The 17,596-nt window shown below is 62.7% G+C and carries 12 protein-coding genes; 1 reads left to right on the top strand and 11 read right to left on the bottom strand.

All coding sequences use genetic code 11. From position 1 onward, the window contains the following. The first annotated feature begins 277 nt into the window (after positions 1-277). Positions 278-673 carry a VOC family protein gene (locus tag GVL52_RS17000; RefSeq protein WP_160009208.1) on the top strand — a complete coding sequence of 132 codons (396 nt, stop codon included), beginning with the start codon at positions 278-280 and terminating at the stop codon, positions 671-673. 125 nt (positions 674-798) lie between these two features. On the opposite strand, the gene GVL52_RS17005 is transcribed toward GVL52_RS17000, so the two are convergent. The 11 genes from GVL52_RS17005 to GVL52_RS17055 form a co-directional block, all read right to left on the bottom strand. Then, complete coding sequence (locus GVL52_RS17005) at positions 799-1,035, bottom strand: hypothetical protein (RefSeq protein ID WP_160009210.1); 237 nt, start codon at positions 1,033-1,035, stop codon at positions 799-801. Position 1,036: 1 nt separating this feature from the next. Beyond that, positions 1,037-1,522: a MaoC family dehydratase gene (locus tag GVL52_RS17010; RefSeq protein ID WP_160009212.1), complete on the bottom strand. Its 486-nt coding sequence runs from the start codon at positions 1,520-1,522 to the stop codon at positions 1,037-1,039. An 88-nt stretch (positions 1,523-1,610) separates the two neighbouring features. After that, complete coding sequence (glgX, locus tag GVL52_RS17015; RefSeq protein ID WP_160009214.1) at positions 1,611-3,578, bottom strand: glycogen debranching protein GlgX; 1,968 nt, start codon at positions 3,576-3,578, stop codon at positions 1,611-1,613. A 10-nt stretch (positions 3,579-3,588) separates the two neighbouring features. After that, positions 3,589-5,220 (bottom strand): alpha-D-glucose phosphate-specific phosphoglucomutase, encoded by a 1,632-nt coding sequence (locus GVL52_RS17020; protein ID WP_160009216.1) that lies wholly within the window; start codon positions 5,218-5,220, stop codon positions 3,589-3,591. A 6-nt stretch (positions 5,221-5,226) separates the two neighbouring features. Continuing rightward, on the bottom strand, positions 5,227-6,669 hold the full coding sequence (gene glgA / locus GVL52_RS17025; RefSeq protein ID WP_160009218.1) for a glycogen synthase GlgA: 1,443 nt from the start codon (positions 6,667-6,669) through the stop codon (positions 5,227-5,229). Positions 6,670-6,672: 3 nt separating this feature from the next. Then, a complete protein-coding gene (glgC, locus tag GVL52_RS17030) occupies positions 6,673-7,935 on the bottom strand; it encodes a glucose-1-phosphate adenylyltransferase (RefSeq protein WP_160009220.1) in 1,263 nt (420 codons plus the stop codon). A gap of 20 nt (positions 7,936-7,955) precedes the next feature. After that, positions 7,956-10,163, bottom strand: coding sequence for a 1,4-alpha-glucan branching protein GlgB (gene glgB, locus GVL52_RS17035; RefSeq protein WP_160009222.1), 2,208 nt, complete (start codon positions 10,161-10,163; stop codon positions 7,956-7,958). Beyond that, on the bottom strand, positions 10,160-12,622 hold the full coding sequence (locus GVL52_RS17040; protein WP_160009223.1) for a glycogen/starch/alpha-glucan phosphorylase: 2,463 nt from the start codon (positions 12,620-12,622) through the stop codon (positions 10,160-10,162). Before GVL52_RS17040 ends, glgB begins: the two co-directional genes overlap by 4 nt. 280 nt (positions 12,623-12,902) lie before the next feature. Next, positions 12,903-14,099: a pilus assembly protein TadG-related protein gene (locus GVL52_RS17045; RefSeq protein WP_306440364.1), complete on the bottom strand. Its 1,197-nt coding sequence runs from the start codon at positions 14,097-14,099 to the stop codon at positions 12,903-12,905. A 179-nt stretch (positions 14,100-14,278) separates the two neighbouring features. Beyond that, the gene (locus GVL52_RS17050) at positions 14,279-15,166 is read right to left on the bottom strand and encodes a transglutaminase family protein (protein WP_160009227.1); all 888 of its coding nucleotides are present in this window, start codon (positions 15,164-15,166) and stop codon (positions 14,279-14,281) included. Continuing rightward, positions 15,163-17,580, bottom strand: coding sequence for a circularly permuted type 2 ATP-grasp protein (locus GVL52_RS17055; RefSeq protein WP_160009229.1), 2,418 nt, complete (start codon positions 17,578-17,580; stop codon positions 15,163-15,165). The genes GVL52_RS17050 and GVL52_RS17055 overlap by 4 nt, the downstream gene beginning before the upstream one ends. Positions 17,581-17,596: the final 16 nt, after the last annotated feature.

Consider the following 17,596-nt stretch of genomic DNA (forward strand, 5'->3'; position numbering starts at 1 on the left):
TCCGCCGCAGGTCTTCGCGCAAGTGTCCATTTCAGTCGCATCAATGGGACCGTTTGCAGGTGCTCGGCACAAGGCCGAGCATGACGGCGGAGAGGGTAGCCGGCGTCGAGCGGTTGCCGGCGGGTCGGCGCCATCTGGCGACAATGCCGTGATTCTGCGCCCCTGCCCGTTGCGGAGTTGATTGACTTTGCGTTGCAGGATCGGCGTCATTGGCGCATGATCCGTCGGCGCGAGCCTCCCATCGGAGTGTTGTCGTGACCGTTGCGAGGTGTCTTCGATGATGCTGCATCACGTTTCCATCGTCGTTAGCGATCTCTCGCGTTCGATCGCCTTCTACCGCGATGTCTTCGGCCTCGAGCAGATCGAGCGGCCGCCCTTCAGCTCCGAAGGGGCATGGTTTTCCTGTGGCGGGCAGCAGGTGCATCTTATCCTCAATCCTGCCGGCACATTTCGACCCAGGCCGACCATCGACACGACCGACACGCATTTCGCCTTTCGCACCGATGATTTCGAGGCGGCGATCCATCGGCTTGAGAGCCACGGGTTTCGCGAGGATGCGGAGGAGGGCGATCCCTGGAGACTGCGTGTCAGACGCAAGGGTCCGGCGGGCTTTCCGCAAGCCTATCTGCTCGATCCGGATCGCAACATCATCGAGGTGAATGGGGCGGCGTGATGCGGCGGTCTACTCGCCCGGTTCGCGATGGTGGCGCCTTATGTCCCACTGATGCAGGCGCATGGCGATATAGCCCAGCAGAACGACGATTGCGGGCGTCACGACAAAAGCAAATGTCCAATCACTCATCGACCGATCCCATTCAGAACATGTCTTGCCATGATATGTAGTGCAATTGCGGCGACAAGCCAACCGCCGAGGCCGAAGTCCATGCGCGGGATGGAGACGGAGAGGCCGAAATTTCCGAAGTTGTAGAGGAGACCGGCCAGCGGCGTCGCGATGCCGACCGTGAAGCAGGCAGTTGACGCCCGGTCGAGCGCATTGGCGATCAGCTTGGTCTTCTCGATCTCGACGGGCGACATCTCAAACGTCTTCCGGCCGATCCTTCGGGTCGAACTGGACGATGGTGATCCATTTGGCGGTGAGCGCCGGCTTGCGTTCGTTTTCGATCTCGATCGAGATTTCGTAGCTGGTCATCAGCATGCCGGCGCCGCGGAAGCGGGCGTCGGAGAGGATGAAGTGGCCACGGATGCGGGCGCCGACCCTGACGGGGGCGACGAAGCGGACGTTGTCGAAGCCGTAATTGATGCCCATGGTCTGCTCGCGCACCTTGGGCAGGCAATTGTAGTTCATCGTCGACAGCAGCGACAAGGTGAGGAAGCCGTGGGCGATGGTGCCGCCGAAGGGGCTCTGTGCGGCGCGGACCGGGTCCACATGGATGAACTGGTGATCGTCAGTCGCATTGGCGAAAGCGTCGATCATCGTCTGGTCTACGAGGATCCAGTCCGACAGGCCGGTTTCCGTACCGATCAGTCCACGCACATCTGCGAGCGAAATTTCCTTGACCATTAATTCCTCTTGAAAAAGCCGCTGTTAAAAGACTTACAATGGGTTTGTGACGATTGCGACAAGGATATTGTTGCAATCCTCGGGTGGGTCAATTTTCGATAAAGAAAGCGACGGAGCGGGCTGGAACTTGCGCCTGGCCGTCGGTTTTTATGGTTCCCTTGGGTGTCAGCTGGCGCCAGTGCATGCCGCCCGGCAGCGAAAAGACCTGCTCAGCATGCGAGCGGTTGAAGAGCACTGCCAGCCGCACCTGCTTGCGTGTGCTGTTGTCCACCGATCTCAGGAGCATGCCGAGCGTGGCGAAATCGGGCGTCTCCCATTCGGACACGTTCATCGGCTGGCCCGCGGGCGAGATCCATTCGACGTCGCCGTCGCCCTTGAAGAAGCCGAACTGCGAGAAGACGCCGAAGCGCTTGCGCAGTGCCGAGACGAAGGCGGTATGGGCGATCAGTTCGTCGTCGAGGGCTGCCCAGTCGACCCAGGTGATGGCGTTGTCCTGGCAATAGGCGTTGTTGTTGCCGCGCTGGCTGCGGCCGGCCTCGTCGCCAGCCGTCAGCATCACCGTGCCGCGGGTGACGAACAGGGTGGAGAGCAGGGCTTGGATGTCGGCGCGACGCATGGCGATGATGTCGGGGTAGCGGGTGTCGCCCTCGACGCCGTTGTTCCACGAATGGTTCTCGTTGTGGCCGTCGCGGTTGTCCTCGCCGTTCGCCTCGTTGTGCTTTCCGTTGTAGGAGACGAGATCGTTCAGCGTGAAGCCGTCATGGGCGGCGAGGAAATTGACGCTGCGGGTCTGGGTGGCACCGTTGCGTGAAAACAGGTCGGAAGATCCCGCCAGCGCCGAGGCCAGCGCGCCTGTCTTGTAGCCATCGCCGCGCCAGTAGCAGCGCAGGTCGTCGCGCACCCTGTCGTTCCATTCGAGGAAGGGGGCCGGGAAATTGCCGAGCTGGTAGCCGCCGGGGCCGATGTCCCAGGGTTCGGCGATCATGATGCGGTCGGCGAGCACGTCGTCGGCGAGCATTGCCGTCAGTGTCTCGCCGTTGCCTTCGAAGCCATTGGCAGTGCGGCCGATGATCGGGGCGAGGTCGAAGCGGAAGCCGTCGATGCCGGCACCAAGCACGAAATGGCGCAGGCTGTCGATGATCAGCTGCCTGACATAGGGGTGGTCGCAGGCGACCGTGTTGCCGGTGCCGGTGTCGTTGATCAGCTCGCCCGGGCGGTACTGGGCGTGGCGCAGCAGGCTGAGATTGTCGAGGCCGCGCATCGACAAGGTCGGGCCGAAGCGGTCGCTCTCGCCGGTGTGGTTGAAGACCAGGTCGAGAATGACGCCGATGCCTTCGGCGTGCAGCCTGGCCACCGTGTCGCGCAGTTCCGCCATGCCGCCGGGCACCAGCCGCGGATCAAGCGCCATCAAGGCGACGGGGTTGTAGCCCCAGCCATTGGTGAGGCCGAGCGGCGGCAAATGGCGTTCGTCGATCCAGGCAGTGATCGGCATCAGCTCGAGGGCGTCGACGCCGATGCGCTTCAGGTGGGCGATCACCGAGGGGTGGGCAAGCGCTGCCACCGTGCCGCGCTGGGCGTCCGGCACATCCGGATGCAGCATGGTGAAGGGCCTGACCGCGACCTCGTAGACAAAGCCGCCGGGCCGGAAGACCGGTTTCTGCGGTGTCACCTTGATGTCGCGGGTGACGATCGCCTTCGGAACCAGGTGCTGGGTGTCGGCGCCGAAGGTGGCGAGCAGCGGGTCGTATTGGAAGGGGCGGTCGAGCTCCCTCGCATAGGGATCGACCAGCAGCTTGGAGGGATCGAACCACAGGCCGTTGTCGGGGGCGTAGATGCCATCGGCGCGGTAGCCGTAGCGGGCGCCCTCTCTCAGGCCGTCGACGAAGAGGCGATGAACATGGTCATCGCCTCGTGTCATGGCCAGGCGGGTGAATTCCCGGTCGTCGGCATCGAACAGGCAGAGTTCGATCTGACCGGCATGGTGAGACCAGACGGCGAAATCGACGCCTGTGTCGAAGATAACCGCTCCGCCTTGCCCCGATTGTTTCCCCGCCATGTCGCTCCGGTCAGGTTATGACGGAGGGAGCATCGCGCCCGGTGCGGGCACGAATGTCGGCGATGGTCTCGGCTGCGGCGATCAGATCGGCCAGCGCTTCCTGGGTCTCGATGTTGTGGCGGCTGGAATCGGGCTCGTAGCGCTCGATGTAGACGCGCAGCGTGGCGCCCGAGGTGCCGGTGCCGGACAGGCGGAAGACGACGCGGGAGCCACCCTCGAACATGACGCGGATGCCCTGGTGCTCGCTCACCGACTTGTCGATCGGGTCGTGATAGGCAAAGTCATCGGCCTTCTCGACCTTCAGCGCGCCGAATGTCTTGCCCGGCAGGGTCGGCAGCTGCTGGCGCAGGTTGTCAACCAGACCGTTGGCGGCATCGGTATCGACGCCTTCATAGTCGTGGCGGGAATAGTAGTTGCGGCCGTAGGTCTGCCAATGCTGGGTGACGATGTCCTGAACGCTTTCGCCGCGCACGGCGAGGATGTTCAGCCACATCAGCACGGCCCAGAGGCCGTCCTTCTCGCGGACGTGGTTGGAGCCGGTGCCCGCACTTTCCTCGCCACAGATCGTCGCCATGTTGGCGTCGAGCAGGTTGCCGAAGAACTTCCAGCCGGTCGGGGTCTCGTACATGCCGATGCCGCGCTTTTCAGCGACGCGGTCGGCTGCACCCGAGGTCGGCATCGAACGGGCGATGCCGGTGAGGCCGCCGGAATAGCCGGGCGCCAGATGGGCGTTGGCGGCGATGATCGCCAAGCTGTCCGATGGCGTCACGAAGATGCCGCGGCCGATGATCAGGTTGCGGTCGCCGTCGCCGTCGGAGGCTGCGCCGAAATCGGGGGCGTCACCGCCCATCATCTCGTCGTAGAGTTCCTTGCAGTGAACCGGGTTGGGGTCCGGATGGTGGCCGCCGAAATCGGGCAGCGGCATGAAGTTGCGAACCGATCCATCCGGCGCGCCGAGACGGTTTTCGAAGATCTCCTTGGCGTAGGGGCCGGTGACGGCGCTCATCGCGTCGAAGGTAATGCGGAAGCCGAGGCTGACGAGATTGCGGATGGCGCCGAAATCGAACAGCTCTTCCATCAGCGCGGTATAGTCTTCGACCGAATCCAGAACCGACAGCATCATGCCGCCGGGCAGTTCGTCCTTGCCGATGCGGTCGAGGTTGACATCGGGGAAATCGGCGATCTTGTAGCTGTCGATCGTCTTGGTGCGGGCATAGATCGCGTCGGTGATCTTTTCAGGCGCCGGGCCACCATTGCTGATGTTGTACTTGATGCCGAAGTCTTCGGTCGGGCCGCCGGGGTTGTGGCTGGCAGACAGGATGATGCCGCCGAACGCCTTGTACTTGCGGATGACATGCGAGGCTGCCGGCGTCGACAGAATGCCGCCCTTGCCGACGATGACCTTGCCGAAGCCATTGGCGGCGGCCATCTTGATCGCTTTCTGGATGACTTCCTTGTTGTAGTAGCGTCCGTCACCGCCGATGACGAGGGTCTTGCCCTGATACCCCTCCAGCGAATCAAAGATCGACTGGACGAAGTTCTCGGCGTAGTTCGGCTGCTGGAATACCGGGACCTTCTTGCGCAGCCCAGACGTGCCGGGCTTCTGATCCTGGTATGGAGTGGTGGGTACGGACTTGTTCATTTTCTGTCACTTGCCTTTCGGGGCGAGGCTTGAATAGAGGGCAGCATAGCGCTCGGCGCTCTTCTCCCACGAAACATCCGATTTCATGCCCTGCTTTTGCAATTGGGTCCAGACCTTTTGATCGGCATAGAGATGTAGCGCACGGCGGATTGCGTGCAACAGACCTGACGCGGTCACCGGAGAGAATTGTATCCCGGTTGCCACTTTGGCCGCAAGTGCGGCGTGATTGGCATCGATCACCGTATCGGCGAGGCCGCCGGTGTGGGCGACAACGGGCACGCAGCCGTAGCGCAGGCCATAAAGCTGGGTGAGGCCGCAGGGCTCGAAGCGGGATGGAATGATGATGGCGTCGCAACCGGCCTGCATCAGATGCGACATCGGCTCGTTGTAGCCGATCGAAATGCCGATGCGGCCGGGATGGCGGGCGGCGGCGGCCAGCAGCGATCCCTCGAGCGCCGGATCGCCGGAGCCGAGGATGGCAAGCTTGCCGCCCATGGCGACGATCTCGTCGGCGCAGCCAGCGATCAGGTCCATGCCCTTTTGCCAGGTCAGGCGGCTGATGATGCAGAAGATCGGGGCGCTGTCATTGTGCAGGCCGAAGAATTCGGAGATGGCGGCGCGGTTGGCGGCGCGGTTCTTCAGCGTTGCGCCGGTGTAGTGCGTCTGCAGCACCTGATCGGTCGCGGGGTTCCAGACTTCGTGGTCGATGCCATTGACGATGCCGTGCAACGCGTCGATGCGGCTCTCGATGACGCCTTCCAGCCCCATGCCGAATTCCGTGGTCAGGATTTCAGCGGCGTAGGAGGGGCTGACGGTGGTGATCGCGTGGGCTGTCTTCAGCCCGCCCTTGAGGAAGCCGATATTGCCGTAATATTCGATGGCTTCCACCGAAAAGGCGTGCGGCGGCAGGCGCAGGCCGGGGAAGATCGAGGCGCTGAACTGGCCCTGGAAGGCGATGTTGTGAATGGTCAGAACGCTCGGAACCTCCGGCGTCGGGTAGTAACGCATATAGACCGGCGTCATCGCCGCCTGCCAGTCATGGGCATGCACGACATCGGGGCGCCAGCCGGGCATCAGGCCGGCGGCAATCTCGGCACCGGCCAGCGACAGGGCGGCAAAGCGGCGCCAGTTGTCGACATAATCCTTGCCGGTGGGGTCGAGATAGGGGCCGCCGGCGCGGTCGTAATAGGCGGGGGCATCGAGCACGAGGATATCGAGACCCTCGTGGTGGACTTCCAGCACCGTCGCCGGCTCTCCCAGAAGATCATCGAACTGCAGCCGGACGACGGGATCCCTGATCGCCTTCATCACCGCGGGATAGCCGGGCATGAGGGTCTTGGTGTCGATGCCGAACGGTTTCAGCGCGATCGGCAGGGCGCCGGCCACATCGGCCAGGCCCCCTGTCTTTATCAATGGGAAGACTTCGGACGAAACCGAAAGAACTTTCATCTCTTACAAATCCAGCTTGTCGATCATCGGCTGCGTAATGAGGCAAATCCCGCCCTCCGAGCGGCGGAAGCGCTTGGCATCGAAGACCGGATCTTCGCCGACGACCAACCCTTCCGGAATGACGACGCCATGGTCGATCACCACGTTGCTGAGTTGCGCATGACGGCCGATCTTGACGCTCGGCAGCACGACCGCACTTTCCAGCTTGGAATAGGAGTTGGCGCGCACACCGGTGAACAGCAGGCTGTTGTTGAGGGTCGCACCGGAGATGATGCAATCGCCTGCCACGACCGATGAGGTGGCCGAACCGCGGCGGTTCTCGTCGTCATGGACGAATTTTGCCGGCGGCGAGATCTCGGCATAGGTCCAGATCGGCCAGGACTTGTCGTAGATGTCGAGTTCGGGAACGATCGCCGTGAGGTCGATATTGGCCTGCCAGTAGGCATCGATGGTGCCGACGTCGCGCCAGTAGGGCTCGCGCTCGAAGTCGGAGCGGACGCAGGAATTGGCGAAGCGGTGGGCGACGGCCTTCCCGTTCTTGACGATGTAGGGGATGATGTCCTTGCCGAAGTCGCGGCTGGAATTGGGGTCGGCGGCGTCGCGGCGCAGCGCCTCGATCAGGAACTTGGTGTGGAAGACGTAGATGCCCATCGAGGCGAAAGAGCTTTCGGGCTTGCCGGGGATCGCCGGCGGATCGGCGGGCTTTTCGACGAAATCGATGATGCGGTCGTTCTCGTCGACATGCACGACGCCGAAGCCGACGGCTTCCATGCGCGGCACTTCGAGGCAGCCGATGGTGACGTCTGCGCCTGAATCGACATGCTGCTGCAGCATGTATTCGTAGTCCATCTTGTAGATATGGTCGCCGGCGAGGATGACCATGTATTCGACGCCGTAATCCTGAATGATGTCGATGTTCTGGAAGACCGCGTCGGCCGTGCCTTCATACCATTGCGTTTCGGAAACGCGCTGGGAGGCCGGCAGAATGTCGAAGCTCTCGTTTCGCTCGGGGCGGAAGAAGTTCCAGCCGCGCTGCATGTGGCGGATCAGCGAGTGCGCCTTGTACTGGGTGGCGACGCCGATGCGGCGGATGCCGGAATTGAGCGCGTTCGACAGCGCGAAATCGATGATGCGCGACTTGCCGCCGAAATAGACCGCAGGTTTTGCGCGTCGGTCGGTAAGTTCCTTCAGACGGCTTCCCCGGCCGCCGGCAAGAACGTAGGCCATTGCATCGCGGGCAAGTGGCTGAATGCGTTTTTCTACCATTATCTTCCTCCCACCAGTCTTCAAGTCTCAGGTTCAAGCATGATCACCGCCAGCGGCGGCAAGGTCAGTGATGCAATGATGGTGCCGCCGGCGTTGACCGCCTGTACGCGTCCGCCATTGCCCTTTCCGCTGCCGCCATAGATGTCGGCATCGGTGTTCAGGATTTCGCGCCAGCGGCCTTCCAAGGGCAGCTTGACGGCATAGTTCTCGCGGTAGACCGGCGTCATGTTGCAGACCACGGCGATCGGCTTTTCGCCGGGTGCCTTGCGCAGCCAGGCAAAGACCGAGTTCTCGTGATCGTCGGCAACCAGCCATTCGAAGCCTTCGCCCTCGCAATCGCGGGCATGCATGGCCGCCTTGCTGCGGTAGGTGAAGTTGAGATCGCGGACCAGCCGGCGGATGCCCTCGTGCATCCGGTATTGCAGCAGGTTCCAGTCGAGCGAGCCTGCCTCGTTCCACTCGCTCCACTGGGCAAATTCCTGGCCCATGAACAGCAGCTTCTTGCCGGGATAGCCCCACATCAGCGCGTAGTAAGCGCGCAGATTGGCGAATTTCTGCCAGTCGTCGCCGGGCATCTTGGCGATCAGGGAGCCCTTGCCGTGCACCACTTCGTCGTGGGACAGCGGCAGAACGAAGTTCTCCGAATAGGCATAGAGCAGCCCGAAGGTCAGCTCGTTGTGGTGATGCTTGCGATGCACCGGCTCGCGGCTCATGTAGCTCAGCGTGTCGTGCATGAAGCCCATGTTCCACTTGAAGCCGAAGCCGAGGCCGCCTTCGTGGACCGGCTGCGACACCTTCGGCCATGACGTCGATTCCTCGGCGATGGTCATGACGCCGGGGTGCTCGGCATAGATGCGGGTGTTCATCTCCTGGAGGAAGCGGACCGCCTCGAGGTTTTCGTTGCCGCCATACTCGTTGGGAATCCACTCGCCGTGTTTGCGGGAGTAATCGAGGTAGAGCATCGAGGCGACGGCATCGACGCGCAGGCCGTCGAGATGGAATTTCTCCGACCAGTAGAGCGCGTTGTTGACGAGGTAGGACACGACTTCGGTGCGGCCGAAATTGTAGATCGCCGTGTTCCAGTCCGGGTGGAAGCCCTTGCGCGGGTCCTCGTGCTCGTAGAGTGCTGTGCCGTCGAACAGGCGAAGGCCATGCTCGTCGGTCGGGAAGTGGGCGGGCACCCAGTCGAGGATGACGCCGATGCCGACCTTGTGGGCGCCGTTGACGAAGCGGGCAAACCCTTCCGGCTCGCCGAAGCGGGCGGTCGGCGCATAGAGCCCCGTCGTCTGGTAGCCCCATGACGGATCATAGGGGTGCTCGGTGATCGGCAGGAACTCGATATGGGTAAAACCCATGTCGACGCAGTAGGGGATCAGGCTCGAGGCCAGCTCGTCCCAGGAGAGGAACGTGCCGTCGTTGCGGCGCTGCCAGGAGCCGGCGTGCACCTCGTAGATCGAGATCGGCTGGCGTCGCTGGTCGATTTCGGCCCAGTGCTTGAGGTGGGCTTCGTCTTCCCAGTCCTGCAGCAGTTCGGGCGTGGTGACGGAGGCCGTCTTCGGGCGCAACTCGCTGCGCCGTGCAAACGGGTCGGCCTTCAGCGGCAAGAGCACGCCGTTCTGGCCGACGATCTCGAACTTGTAGGCAACGCCGGTCGGCACGTCGGGGGCGAAGATTTCCCAGATGCCGGCGCCGGCGCGCAGCCGCATGACATGGCGGCGGCCATCCCAGTTGTTGAAATCGCCAACCACGGAGACGCGCTGCGCATTCGGGGCCCAGACCGCGAAGTGAATGCCCTGGGCGCCTTCGTGCTTGATCCAGTGGGCGCCCATCTTGTCGAACAGGCGCAGATCGGACCCCTCGCGGGCATAATAGTCGTCCATCGGCCCGAGCACCGGGCCGAAGCTGTAGGGATCGGTGACCGCCCATTCGGCATCGCCGCGCCGGGCGCGATAGCGCACCGGCACCTGCTTGTTGACCGAGACGGTTCCGGCAAAGAACCCGTCGGGATGCACCAGCTTCAGTTCGCCGATGACGGTGCCGTCGAGCGACATTGCCGTCACCTCGTCGGCGCCGGGGATGAAGCATCGGGCAACGTAGACGCTGCCTGACTTGTGCACGCCGAGAACGGCAAACGGATTGGCATGCGCGCCGGCAAGAATTGCCGCTATTTCATCTGCCGAAATTTCCCAGGGAAGTTTGACTTCAGGGGTCGCCTTCGGCGTTTTCATCCGGCTCTCCAAATTTCTTTCGCGTATTGCCTGATCGTGCGGTCCGACGAGAACCAGCCCATGCGGGCGGTGTTGTGGATGGTCTTCTCGTTCCACGCGGTCTTGTCGTTCCAGAGTTCGTCGACCTCGCGCTGGGCCTGGGCATAGGCGTCGAAATCGGCGGCGACCATGAACCAGTCGTGGGCGTAGATGCCGTCGATCAGCTCGGAATATCGGTTGCGATCGTCAGGGGAGAAGACGCCCGAGCTGATCGCCGACAGCGCCTGCGACAGTTCGCGGGAGGCCTCGATGATGGCGCGCGGATTGTGGCCTTCGGAGCGCAGGTTGGCGACCTCGTCGGCGCGCAGGCCGAAGATCTTGATGTTGTCGTCGCCGACATTGTCGCGCATCTCGACATTGGCGCCATCGAGCGTGCCGATGGTCAGCGCGCCGTTGAGGCCGAACTTCATGTTGCCGGTGCCGGATGCTTCCATGCCGGCCGTCGAGATCTGTTCGGAAAGATCGGCTGCGGGCACCATGACTTCGGCGAGCGTGACGTTGTAGTTCGGCACGAACACCACCTTGAGCAAGCCGCGCACGGCCGGGTCGTTGTTGATGGTGCGGGCGACGTCGTTGATCAGCTTGATGATCAGCTTGGCGTTGTGATAGCTCGGCGCCGCCTTGCCGGCGAACAGCTTGACCCGCGGCACCCAGTCGAGCTCGGGATGCGAGCGGATCTGGTCGTAGAGGGCGACGGCCTCGATGACGTTGAGGAGCTGGCGCTTGTATTCGTGGATGCGCTTGATCTGGATGTCGAACATCGCCGACGGATCGATCTTCACGCCCATGCGGGCGGCTACGAGATTGGCAAGTGCCACCTTGTTGGTGCGCTTCACCGCGGCAAACTTCTCCTGGAAGCTTGCATCGGTGGCGAACTTGTCGAGCGGCGTCAGCTTTTCGGCATCGTCGAGGAAGTCGTCGCCGATCGCCTCGCGGATCAGCCCGGTCAGGCCCGGGTTGCACTGCTGCAGCCAGCGGCGCGGGGTGATGCCGTTGGTCTTGTTGTTGATGCGATCAGGGTAGAGCTTGTGCAGATCGGCGAAGACGGTGATCTTCATCAGATCGGTGTGGAGCGCCGAGACGCCGTTGATCGAATGCGAGCCGACGAAGGCAAGGTTGCCCATGCGCACGCGGCGATTGCCGCTTTCCTCGATCAGCGAGATCGAGCGGATTTCGGTCTCGGAGAAGTTCTTGGTCTTGCGGGCTTCGAGCAGCACCTTGGCGTTGATCGCGTAGATGATCTGCATGTGGCGCGGCAGCAGGCGCTCGAACAGCGGCACCGGCCAGCTTTCCAGCGCTTCGGGCAGAAGCGTGTGGTTGGTGTAGGCGATGGTGCCGCGGGTGATGTCCCAGGCCTGGTCGAACTCCAGCCCGTGCACGTCGCAGAGCAGGCGGATCAGCTCGCAGATGGAGACGGCCGGGTGGGTGTCGTTCAGCTGGATCGCCACCTTGTCGGGCAGCGAGGTGAAGTCGTCATACTGCTGCAGGTGGCGGCGCAGGATGTCCTGCAGCGAGGCCGACGAGAAGAAGAACTCCTGGCGCAGGCGCAGTTCCTGGCCGGCGGGGGTGCCGTCGGCCGGATAAAGAACGCGGGTCAGGCTTTCGGCCTTGTTGCTTTCGCGCAGGGCGCCGATGTGGTCGCCGGCGTTGAAGGCATCGAGCAGGATCGGGTCGATCGGCTGGGCCGACCAGAGGCGCAGCGTGTTGACGCGCTTGCCGCGCCAGCCGACGACAGGGGTGTCGAAGGCGGCGGCGATGACGCGCTCGGCCGGCTTCCAGACATAGCGCGGATCGCCATCGGCATCGCTGGCGACATCGACGGTGCCGCCGAAGCCGATTTCATAGGCGCTTTCGCGGCGTTCGAATTCCCACGGATTGCCGTGAGCGAGCCAGCTTTCCGGCAGCTCGACCTGCCAGCCGTCTGCCATCTGCTGGCGGAACAGGCCGTGGACATAGCGGATGCCGTAGCCATAGGCGGGAACGTCGACGGTTGCCATCGATTCCATGAAACAGGCGGCGAGACGGCCGAGGCCGCCATTGCCCAGCGCTGCGTCAGGCTCGAGGCCGGAGATCACGGCGACATCGACGCCGAGCGAAGCGAGCGCGTCGCGAACTTCTTCCATCAGGCCGAGGTTCGAAACGGCATCGCGCATCAGGCGGCCGATGAGGAATTCGAGGGACAGGTAGTAAACGCGCTTGGCGCCGGTCGAGTAGACCTTGCGGGTGGATTCCATCCAGTTGTCGATGATGCGGTCGCGCACCACGAGGATGGTGGCGGTCAGCCAGTCATGCGGCTTGGCAACCTTGGCATCCTTGCCGATGCGGTAGGTCAGGCGCTCGATAATTTCTTCTGCGAGGATTTCCGGCTTGGAACTGCGCGGTGCGGGAGAGGGGATGGTGGGCTTCGAAACGGTTGTCATCGTCAGTGCTCGCCAATTCTGTTTTGGTTTCAGTATGTTATCGGTACTTCAATCGATTTACTCACGCACTAGCCGTGCAGTTTATGCACCGTTACTACGCAGTTGCAACAAGGGAAAATCAGCAAACGAAAAAATTGACGAGGGCGGGTGGGTCATGCGTGAAAGAACTTGATTTCAATCGCCTTTCTGAGTTTGATAGATGGGGTTTTCAGAACAACGAAAAGCCGCTCCGGTTTGTTCCGGGGCGGCTTTTTTTGTTCGGTGAAATGGGGTGTTCGGCTCAGTTTGTCAGGCGGGTTATGGCCTGAGTTGCCGTCTGGGCGATGCTGTCGAAGTCGTCGATCAGGTTTTCCATCGTCTCGGCTTCAAAATAGTTGCTTGTGGAAGAGGCGCAGTATTTCAGCAGGCTCTTGCCCTTGTCCGGAGCCATGAAGGCGACCGTGAAAATGGTGACATTTGCCGTTTTTGCCGCGTCGCAGGCTGCACGGACGTTTGCGTCTTTTGCGCTGTTCCACTCGCTGCTGTTGCCGGTCATTTCACCGTCGGTCATCAGCACGATATAGCGATCGGCGTTGGTATTGCCCTTGTTGGCGTGCTGGACGCTTTCCGTGTCCTTGCCGTCGCTGGTCTTCTTGATGGCGGTCGTGGCCTGCTGCATCGGCTCGGTGGCATCCGTGCCACCGCTGGCAGAAAGCGTGCTGACGTAACTCCTGCTGGCGGACGTGCCCCAGTCCATGGCGCTGACGCTTTTGATCTTGTCGCTATTGTCGCGCAGAAGGCCATTGGCATAGGACATGACGCCGGTACGCACCAGAACGTGCGTCGGGTCGGCAGTGTCCAGAGCATCGAAAAGCTTGGCGGCGGCCGCCTTGAGGGCGTCCATCTTGATCACGTAGGTCTTGCACTTTGTGGTGCTGTTTTTCTTGTAGACCGAGCACGTGGTGGTGTCGTAGGCCATTGAGCCGGACTGGTCGAGGAGGAGTTCCATCGACAGTGCGCTCTTGGTCTGGTCTGTGCCGCTGGCGGTCTTGCTCAGCGCTGCGACATTGGTTGCCTTGAAACCGGCAACTTGTGCCAGGCCACTCAATTGTAGGCTGTAATTGGCGGAGACGCTGACGTTATAGCTTGTTGCGGTGGAGGATGTTGTCTTCGTCGCTGTCACCGTTGTCGCATTTTTAACTGCGGTGGTGTCGCTCATGTAATTGGCCATCTGGCCGCCAACGAAATCCTTGGCATAGGCAGATGCACCAGTCGTGTCGATCTTTCCGGCAGCCAAGGCCGATGCCGTAGCGAGAGCTGCAGAATCTGCGGCATCCTGCAGTTGGCGCTGCGACATGGTTGCGTTGGTAATATCGATCGCGAGGCTTGCCGCGCCGATGCTGACCGGAAGCAGGATAGCGGTCATCATCGCGAAATTGCCGCCGCGATCATGCCAAAGTGCCGAAATGCTGTTTTTAATAGAATGCAAGGTGCTCATCATGTTCACCTGAGTGGTTGCCCCAAATAATGACGCTATTCATGAGCCACATGTATTGAGGTTGCACTTACGCATTCGTTACAAATCTAGCGAATTGTCGCTTTACAGCGCGAATCTGCGCCTGAAACCGTGACCATTTCTGGTGAACCCCATGTTTTTGGGTCTGGAGCGGCGCTGTCTTACTTCAGCGGGATGACATCGACCGCCTGCACGGCGCGCTGGCCGCCATAGCTCTTCAGCACGCCGATCACAGGGGCGACGTCGGAATAATCACGGCCATAGGCGACGACGATGTGGTCGGTGCCAGCCGGGATGTTGTTGGTCGGGTCGAGCTCCACCCAGCCGGTGGTCTCGCCGCACCAGACACGGACCCAGGCATGCATGGCGTCGGCGCCTTCGAGCCGCTCCTTGCCCGGTGGCGGTAAGGTGCGCAGGAAGCCGGAGACGTAGCCTGCGGGAATGCCGAGGCTGCGCAGCGCCAGGATCATCACATGCGAAAAGTCCTGGCAGACGCCGCGCTTCAGCTTGAAGGCCTCCAGCGGAGTGGTGTCGACCGATGTCGCCTCGGCATCGTATTTGAAGTCCTTGTGGATCGCGGCGCACAGCGCCGTGGCGATCTGCAGCACGGTCAGCGTCGGCTTGGCGCTCCCCCGGGCATAGTCCGAGATGGCAGGGGTTTCGCTCAGCCGCGGGCTGTTGCCGAGGAAATGATGCGGCGACTGCGGCTTCAGCGACCAGACGCCGGACAGTATATCGGGCAGATCGGCCAGAAATGGCGAGAAATCGGCGCTGATCGAATGGCTCTCGACCTGAACGCGGGCGTGCATGCGGATATCGAGCTTTTCGTGGTGGGCGCGGACCATGAAGGCGGTGGCGGGGTGCTCGAAGAAATCGACGAAATTCGATTGTTCGTCGGGCGTCGGCGAAACCTTGATCGAGCCCGCGATCAGGCGCTGGCGATCCGGCAGCGACAGCGGCATCAGCCGCATGATGTGGCGGGCACCCGACGCCGGTGAATCGTAGATATAGCCCATGTGCATCGACAGATCGTAAAGCACAGGCATCACCCCAGATAGGTTTGCGCGAGGAGATCGGAGAGGTTTTCCAGCTCGCGCTCAAGGCTGCGATAGACGTCGTCGGTCATCGTTTCCGGCGTCATCACGGCAAGGCCGGAGCGCAGCCGCATGGCTTCGCGGTAGAACGGCGACATCTGGCCGTTGCTGAGCGCATTCGGCAGCTGCTCGACCTCGCGCAGGATCTCGTTCAGCTGGAACAGCACCGAACGCGGGTTCAGCGGGTCGAGCGCCAGAAGGTCGGTGACCGTCAGGCGGGCGGTGTTGACGTTGTAGCGGCGGCGATGGGTCATGACGCTGTCGCCGATCTCGAGCAGCATGTCGAGCGCGCCGTCGGGGGCTTCCGGGCCGGACATGTGGCCGAGCAGGCGGGTCATGTGCAAAGCGCGCTCGATATGGCGGCCGAGCGACAGGAAGCGCCAGCCGGTGAAGCGGTACATGTTTTCGTGGACCAGACCGGCAAAGCCCGCGAGCTTGCGCAGCAGGATGGTCATCGCATGGCTGGCATCGTCACCGGCCGAAATCGTCGCGTGGAACCGGCGCGCGGTCTTGGCCAGATCGGTCAGGGCCAGCCAGCCATCCGGCGAAAAGCGGTCGCGGATGTTGCTGGCGGAATAGACGGCGCTGTCGATGTTGCGCATTAGCGTGTCGGGGACCGCGTCCTCGGTGTCGATATCGACATGGGCGAGATATTCGCTGACATCGGCGAGCAGCGGCTGGCTGGGGTCGGCTGCCTCGGCAAAGCGGGCGTGCCAGGCGCGCAGGATACGCAGCGCTCCTTCGGCGCGCTCGATATAGCGGCCGAGCCAGAACAGGTTGTCGGCGGCGCGGCTCGGCAGGCTGCCCGGCATGTTGCGGGTGAAACTGCTTTCGGTCGGCAGCAGCGTGTGGCGCTCGACCGGCTTGTCACTGACGATCCAGACGTCGGCTGCGGCACCGCCCGACTGCATGGCGATAGCCGCGACATCGTCGCCGGCGCCGATGCGGGCAAAGCCGCCGGGCATGATCTGCCAGCCATTGGCGGTGCGGGCGGCAAAGACGCGCAGGCTCATCGGCCGTGGCATCAGCTTGCCGTTCACCCAGGTCGGCGTGGTCGACAGCGTCACGGCTTCCTGGCCGACCAGCTTGGGGCCGTCGGTGGTGAGCCAGTCGCTGATCGAATCGCGGGCGGTGGCGCGCAGGGCCGAGCCGAGCACGGATTCGCCATTGTCGTCGAAGAACGGCGCCCGCGAATAGGCCGGGCCGATCACCATCTTTTCGATATTGGCGGCGACATGCTCGCGCTCGCTCTTCTGGCCGCACCACCAGGTGGCGATCGATGGCAGCTTCAGCTCTTCGTCGAACAGCTCGCGACAGATGGTCGGCATGAAGGCGAGCAGCGCGCGGGTCTGCAGGATGCCGCTGCCGAGTGCGTTGACGATGGTGACGCTTTCGGCACGCAGCGCTTCGACGAGGCCGGGGGTGCCGATGTGCGAGTTCTGGTCGAGTTCGAGCGGATCGGCATAGCCCGAATCGAGGCGGCGCCAGAGCACGGTGATCGGCTTCAGGCCGGAGACGGTGCGGACCATCACCTTGCCGTTGACGACGGTCAGGTCCTCGCCCTCCAGCAGCATGAAGCCGAGATAGCGGGCGATATAGGCGTGTTCGTAATAGGTTTCGTTGGCGGGGCCGGGCGTCATGACGGCGATGCGGTCGTCGCCGCTGTGCTTCATGCCCTGCAGCGCATCGCGAAAGGCGCCGAAGAAGGAGGCGAGGCGGTGCACCGGGGTTTCGGCGAAGACATCGGAAAAGGCGCGGGTGGTGGCGACGCGGTTTTCCAGCGCGAAGCCGGCGCCGGACGGTGCCTGGGTGCGATCGGCCAGCACCCACCAGTTGCCGTCAGGGCCGCGGCCGATCTCGAAGGCGCAGAAATGCAGGTAGTGGCCACCGGCCGGCGTGATGCCGACCAGCGGGCGCTGGAATTCCGGATTGGCGGCGATCAGCGCCGGCGGCAGTACGCCGTCCTCGATCAGCTTGTTGGGGCCGTAGATATCGGCGACGATCGCTTCGAGCAGGTCGGCGCGCTGGACGAGGCCGGCAGACAGCGTTTCCCATTCGGTCTCGTCGATCAGCACCGGGATGTGCGACAGCGGCCAGGAGCGCTCGGCACTGCCGGTGCTGCCATAGGCGCGGTAGAAGACGCCAGCATCGCGCAGATATCGATCGGCGCGGGCGAAGCGCTCGGTCAGATCCTTTTCCGGCATGCTGCTCAGATGGGCGATGAAGTTCTGCCAGACCGGGCGGATGGCGCCGTTGCTGTCGACCATCTCGTCGGCAACGCCGGGCGGCGGTTTATAGCCAAGCGCCGCATCGTTGCCGATACGGGGCTTGCTGGTCTGCCGGAGCGCTCTTGCCGATTTCTTGCCCATACAATCCTAAGTCTAC

This window comes from Rhizobium sp. 18055, assembly GCF_902706285.1.
Taxonomy (GTDB): Bacteria; Pseudomonadota; Alphaproteobacteria; order Rhizobiales; family Rhizobiaceae; genus Rhizobium.

What these genes read in the sequence shown, in the direction of transcription:
- glgX (WP_160009214.1), bottom strand. Translation starts at nt 3,578, where the DNA reads ATGGCGGGGAAACAATCGGGGCAAGGCGGAGCGGTTATCTTCGACACA.
- GVL52_RS17005 (WP_160009210.1), bottom strand. Translation starts at nt 1,035, where the DNA reads ATGTCGCCCGTCGAGATCGAGAAGACCAAGCTGATCGCCAATGCGCTC.
- glgB (WP_160009222.1), bottom strand. Translation starts at nt 10,163, where the DNA reads ATGAAAACGCCGAAGGCGACCCCTGAAGTCAAACTTCCCTGGGAAATT.
- glgC (WP_160009220.1), bottom strand. Translation starts at nt 7,935, where the DNA reads ATGGTAGAAAAACGCATTCAGCCACTTGCCCGCGATGCAATGGCCTAC.
- GVL52_RS17020 (WP_160009216.1), bottom strand. Translation starts at nt 5,220, where the DNA reads ATGAACAAGTCCGTACCCACCACTCCATACCAGGATCAGAAGCCCGGC.
- GVL52_RS17055 (WP_160009229.1), bottom strand. Translation starts at nt 17,580, where the DNA reads ATGGGCAAGAAATCGGCAAGAGCGCTCCGGCAGACCAGCAAGCCCCGT.
- GVL52_RS17000 (WP_160009208.1), top strand. Translation starts at nt 278, where the DNA reads ATGATGCTGCATCACGTTTCCATCGTCGTTAGCGATCTCTCGCGTTCG.
- GVL52_RS17045 (WP_306440364.1), bottom strand. Translation starts at nt 14,099, where the DNA reads ATGAGCACCTTGCATTCTATTAAAAACAGCATTTCGGCACTTTGGCAT.
- glgA (WP_160009218.1), bottom strand. Translation starts at nt 6,669, where the DNA reads ATGAAAGTTCTTTCGGTTTCGTCCGAAGTCTTCCCATTGATAAAGACA.
- GVL52_RS17010 (WP_160009212.1), bottom strand. Translation starts at nt 1,522, where the DNA reads ATGGTCAAGGAAATTTCGCTCGCAGATGTGCGTGGACTGATCGGTACG.
- GVL52_RS17040 (WP_160009223.1), bottom strand. Translation starts at nt 12,622, where the DNA reads ATGACAACCGTTTCGAAGCCCACCATCCCCTCTCCCGCACCGCGCAGT.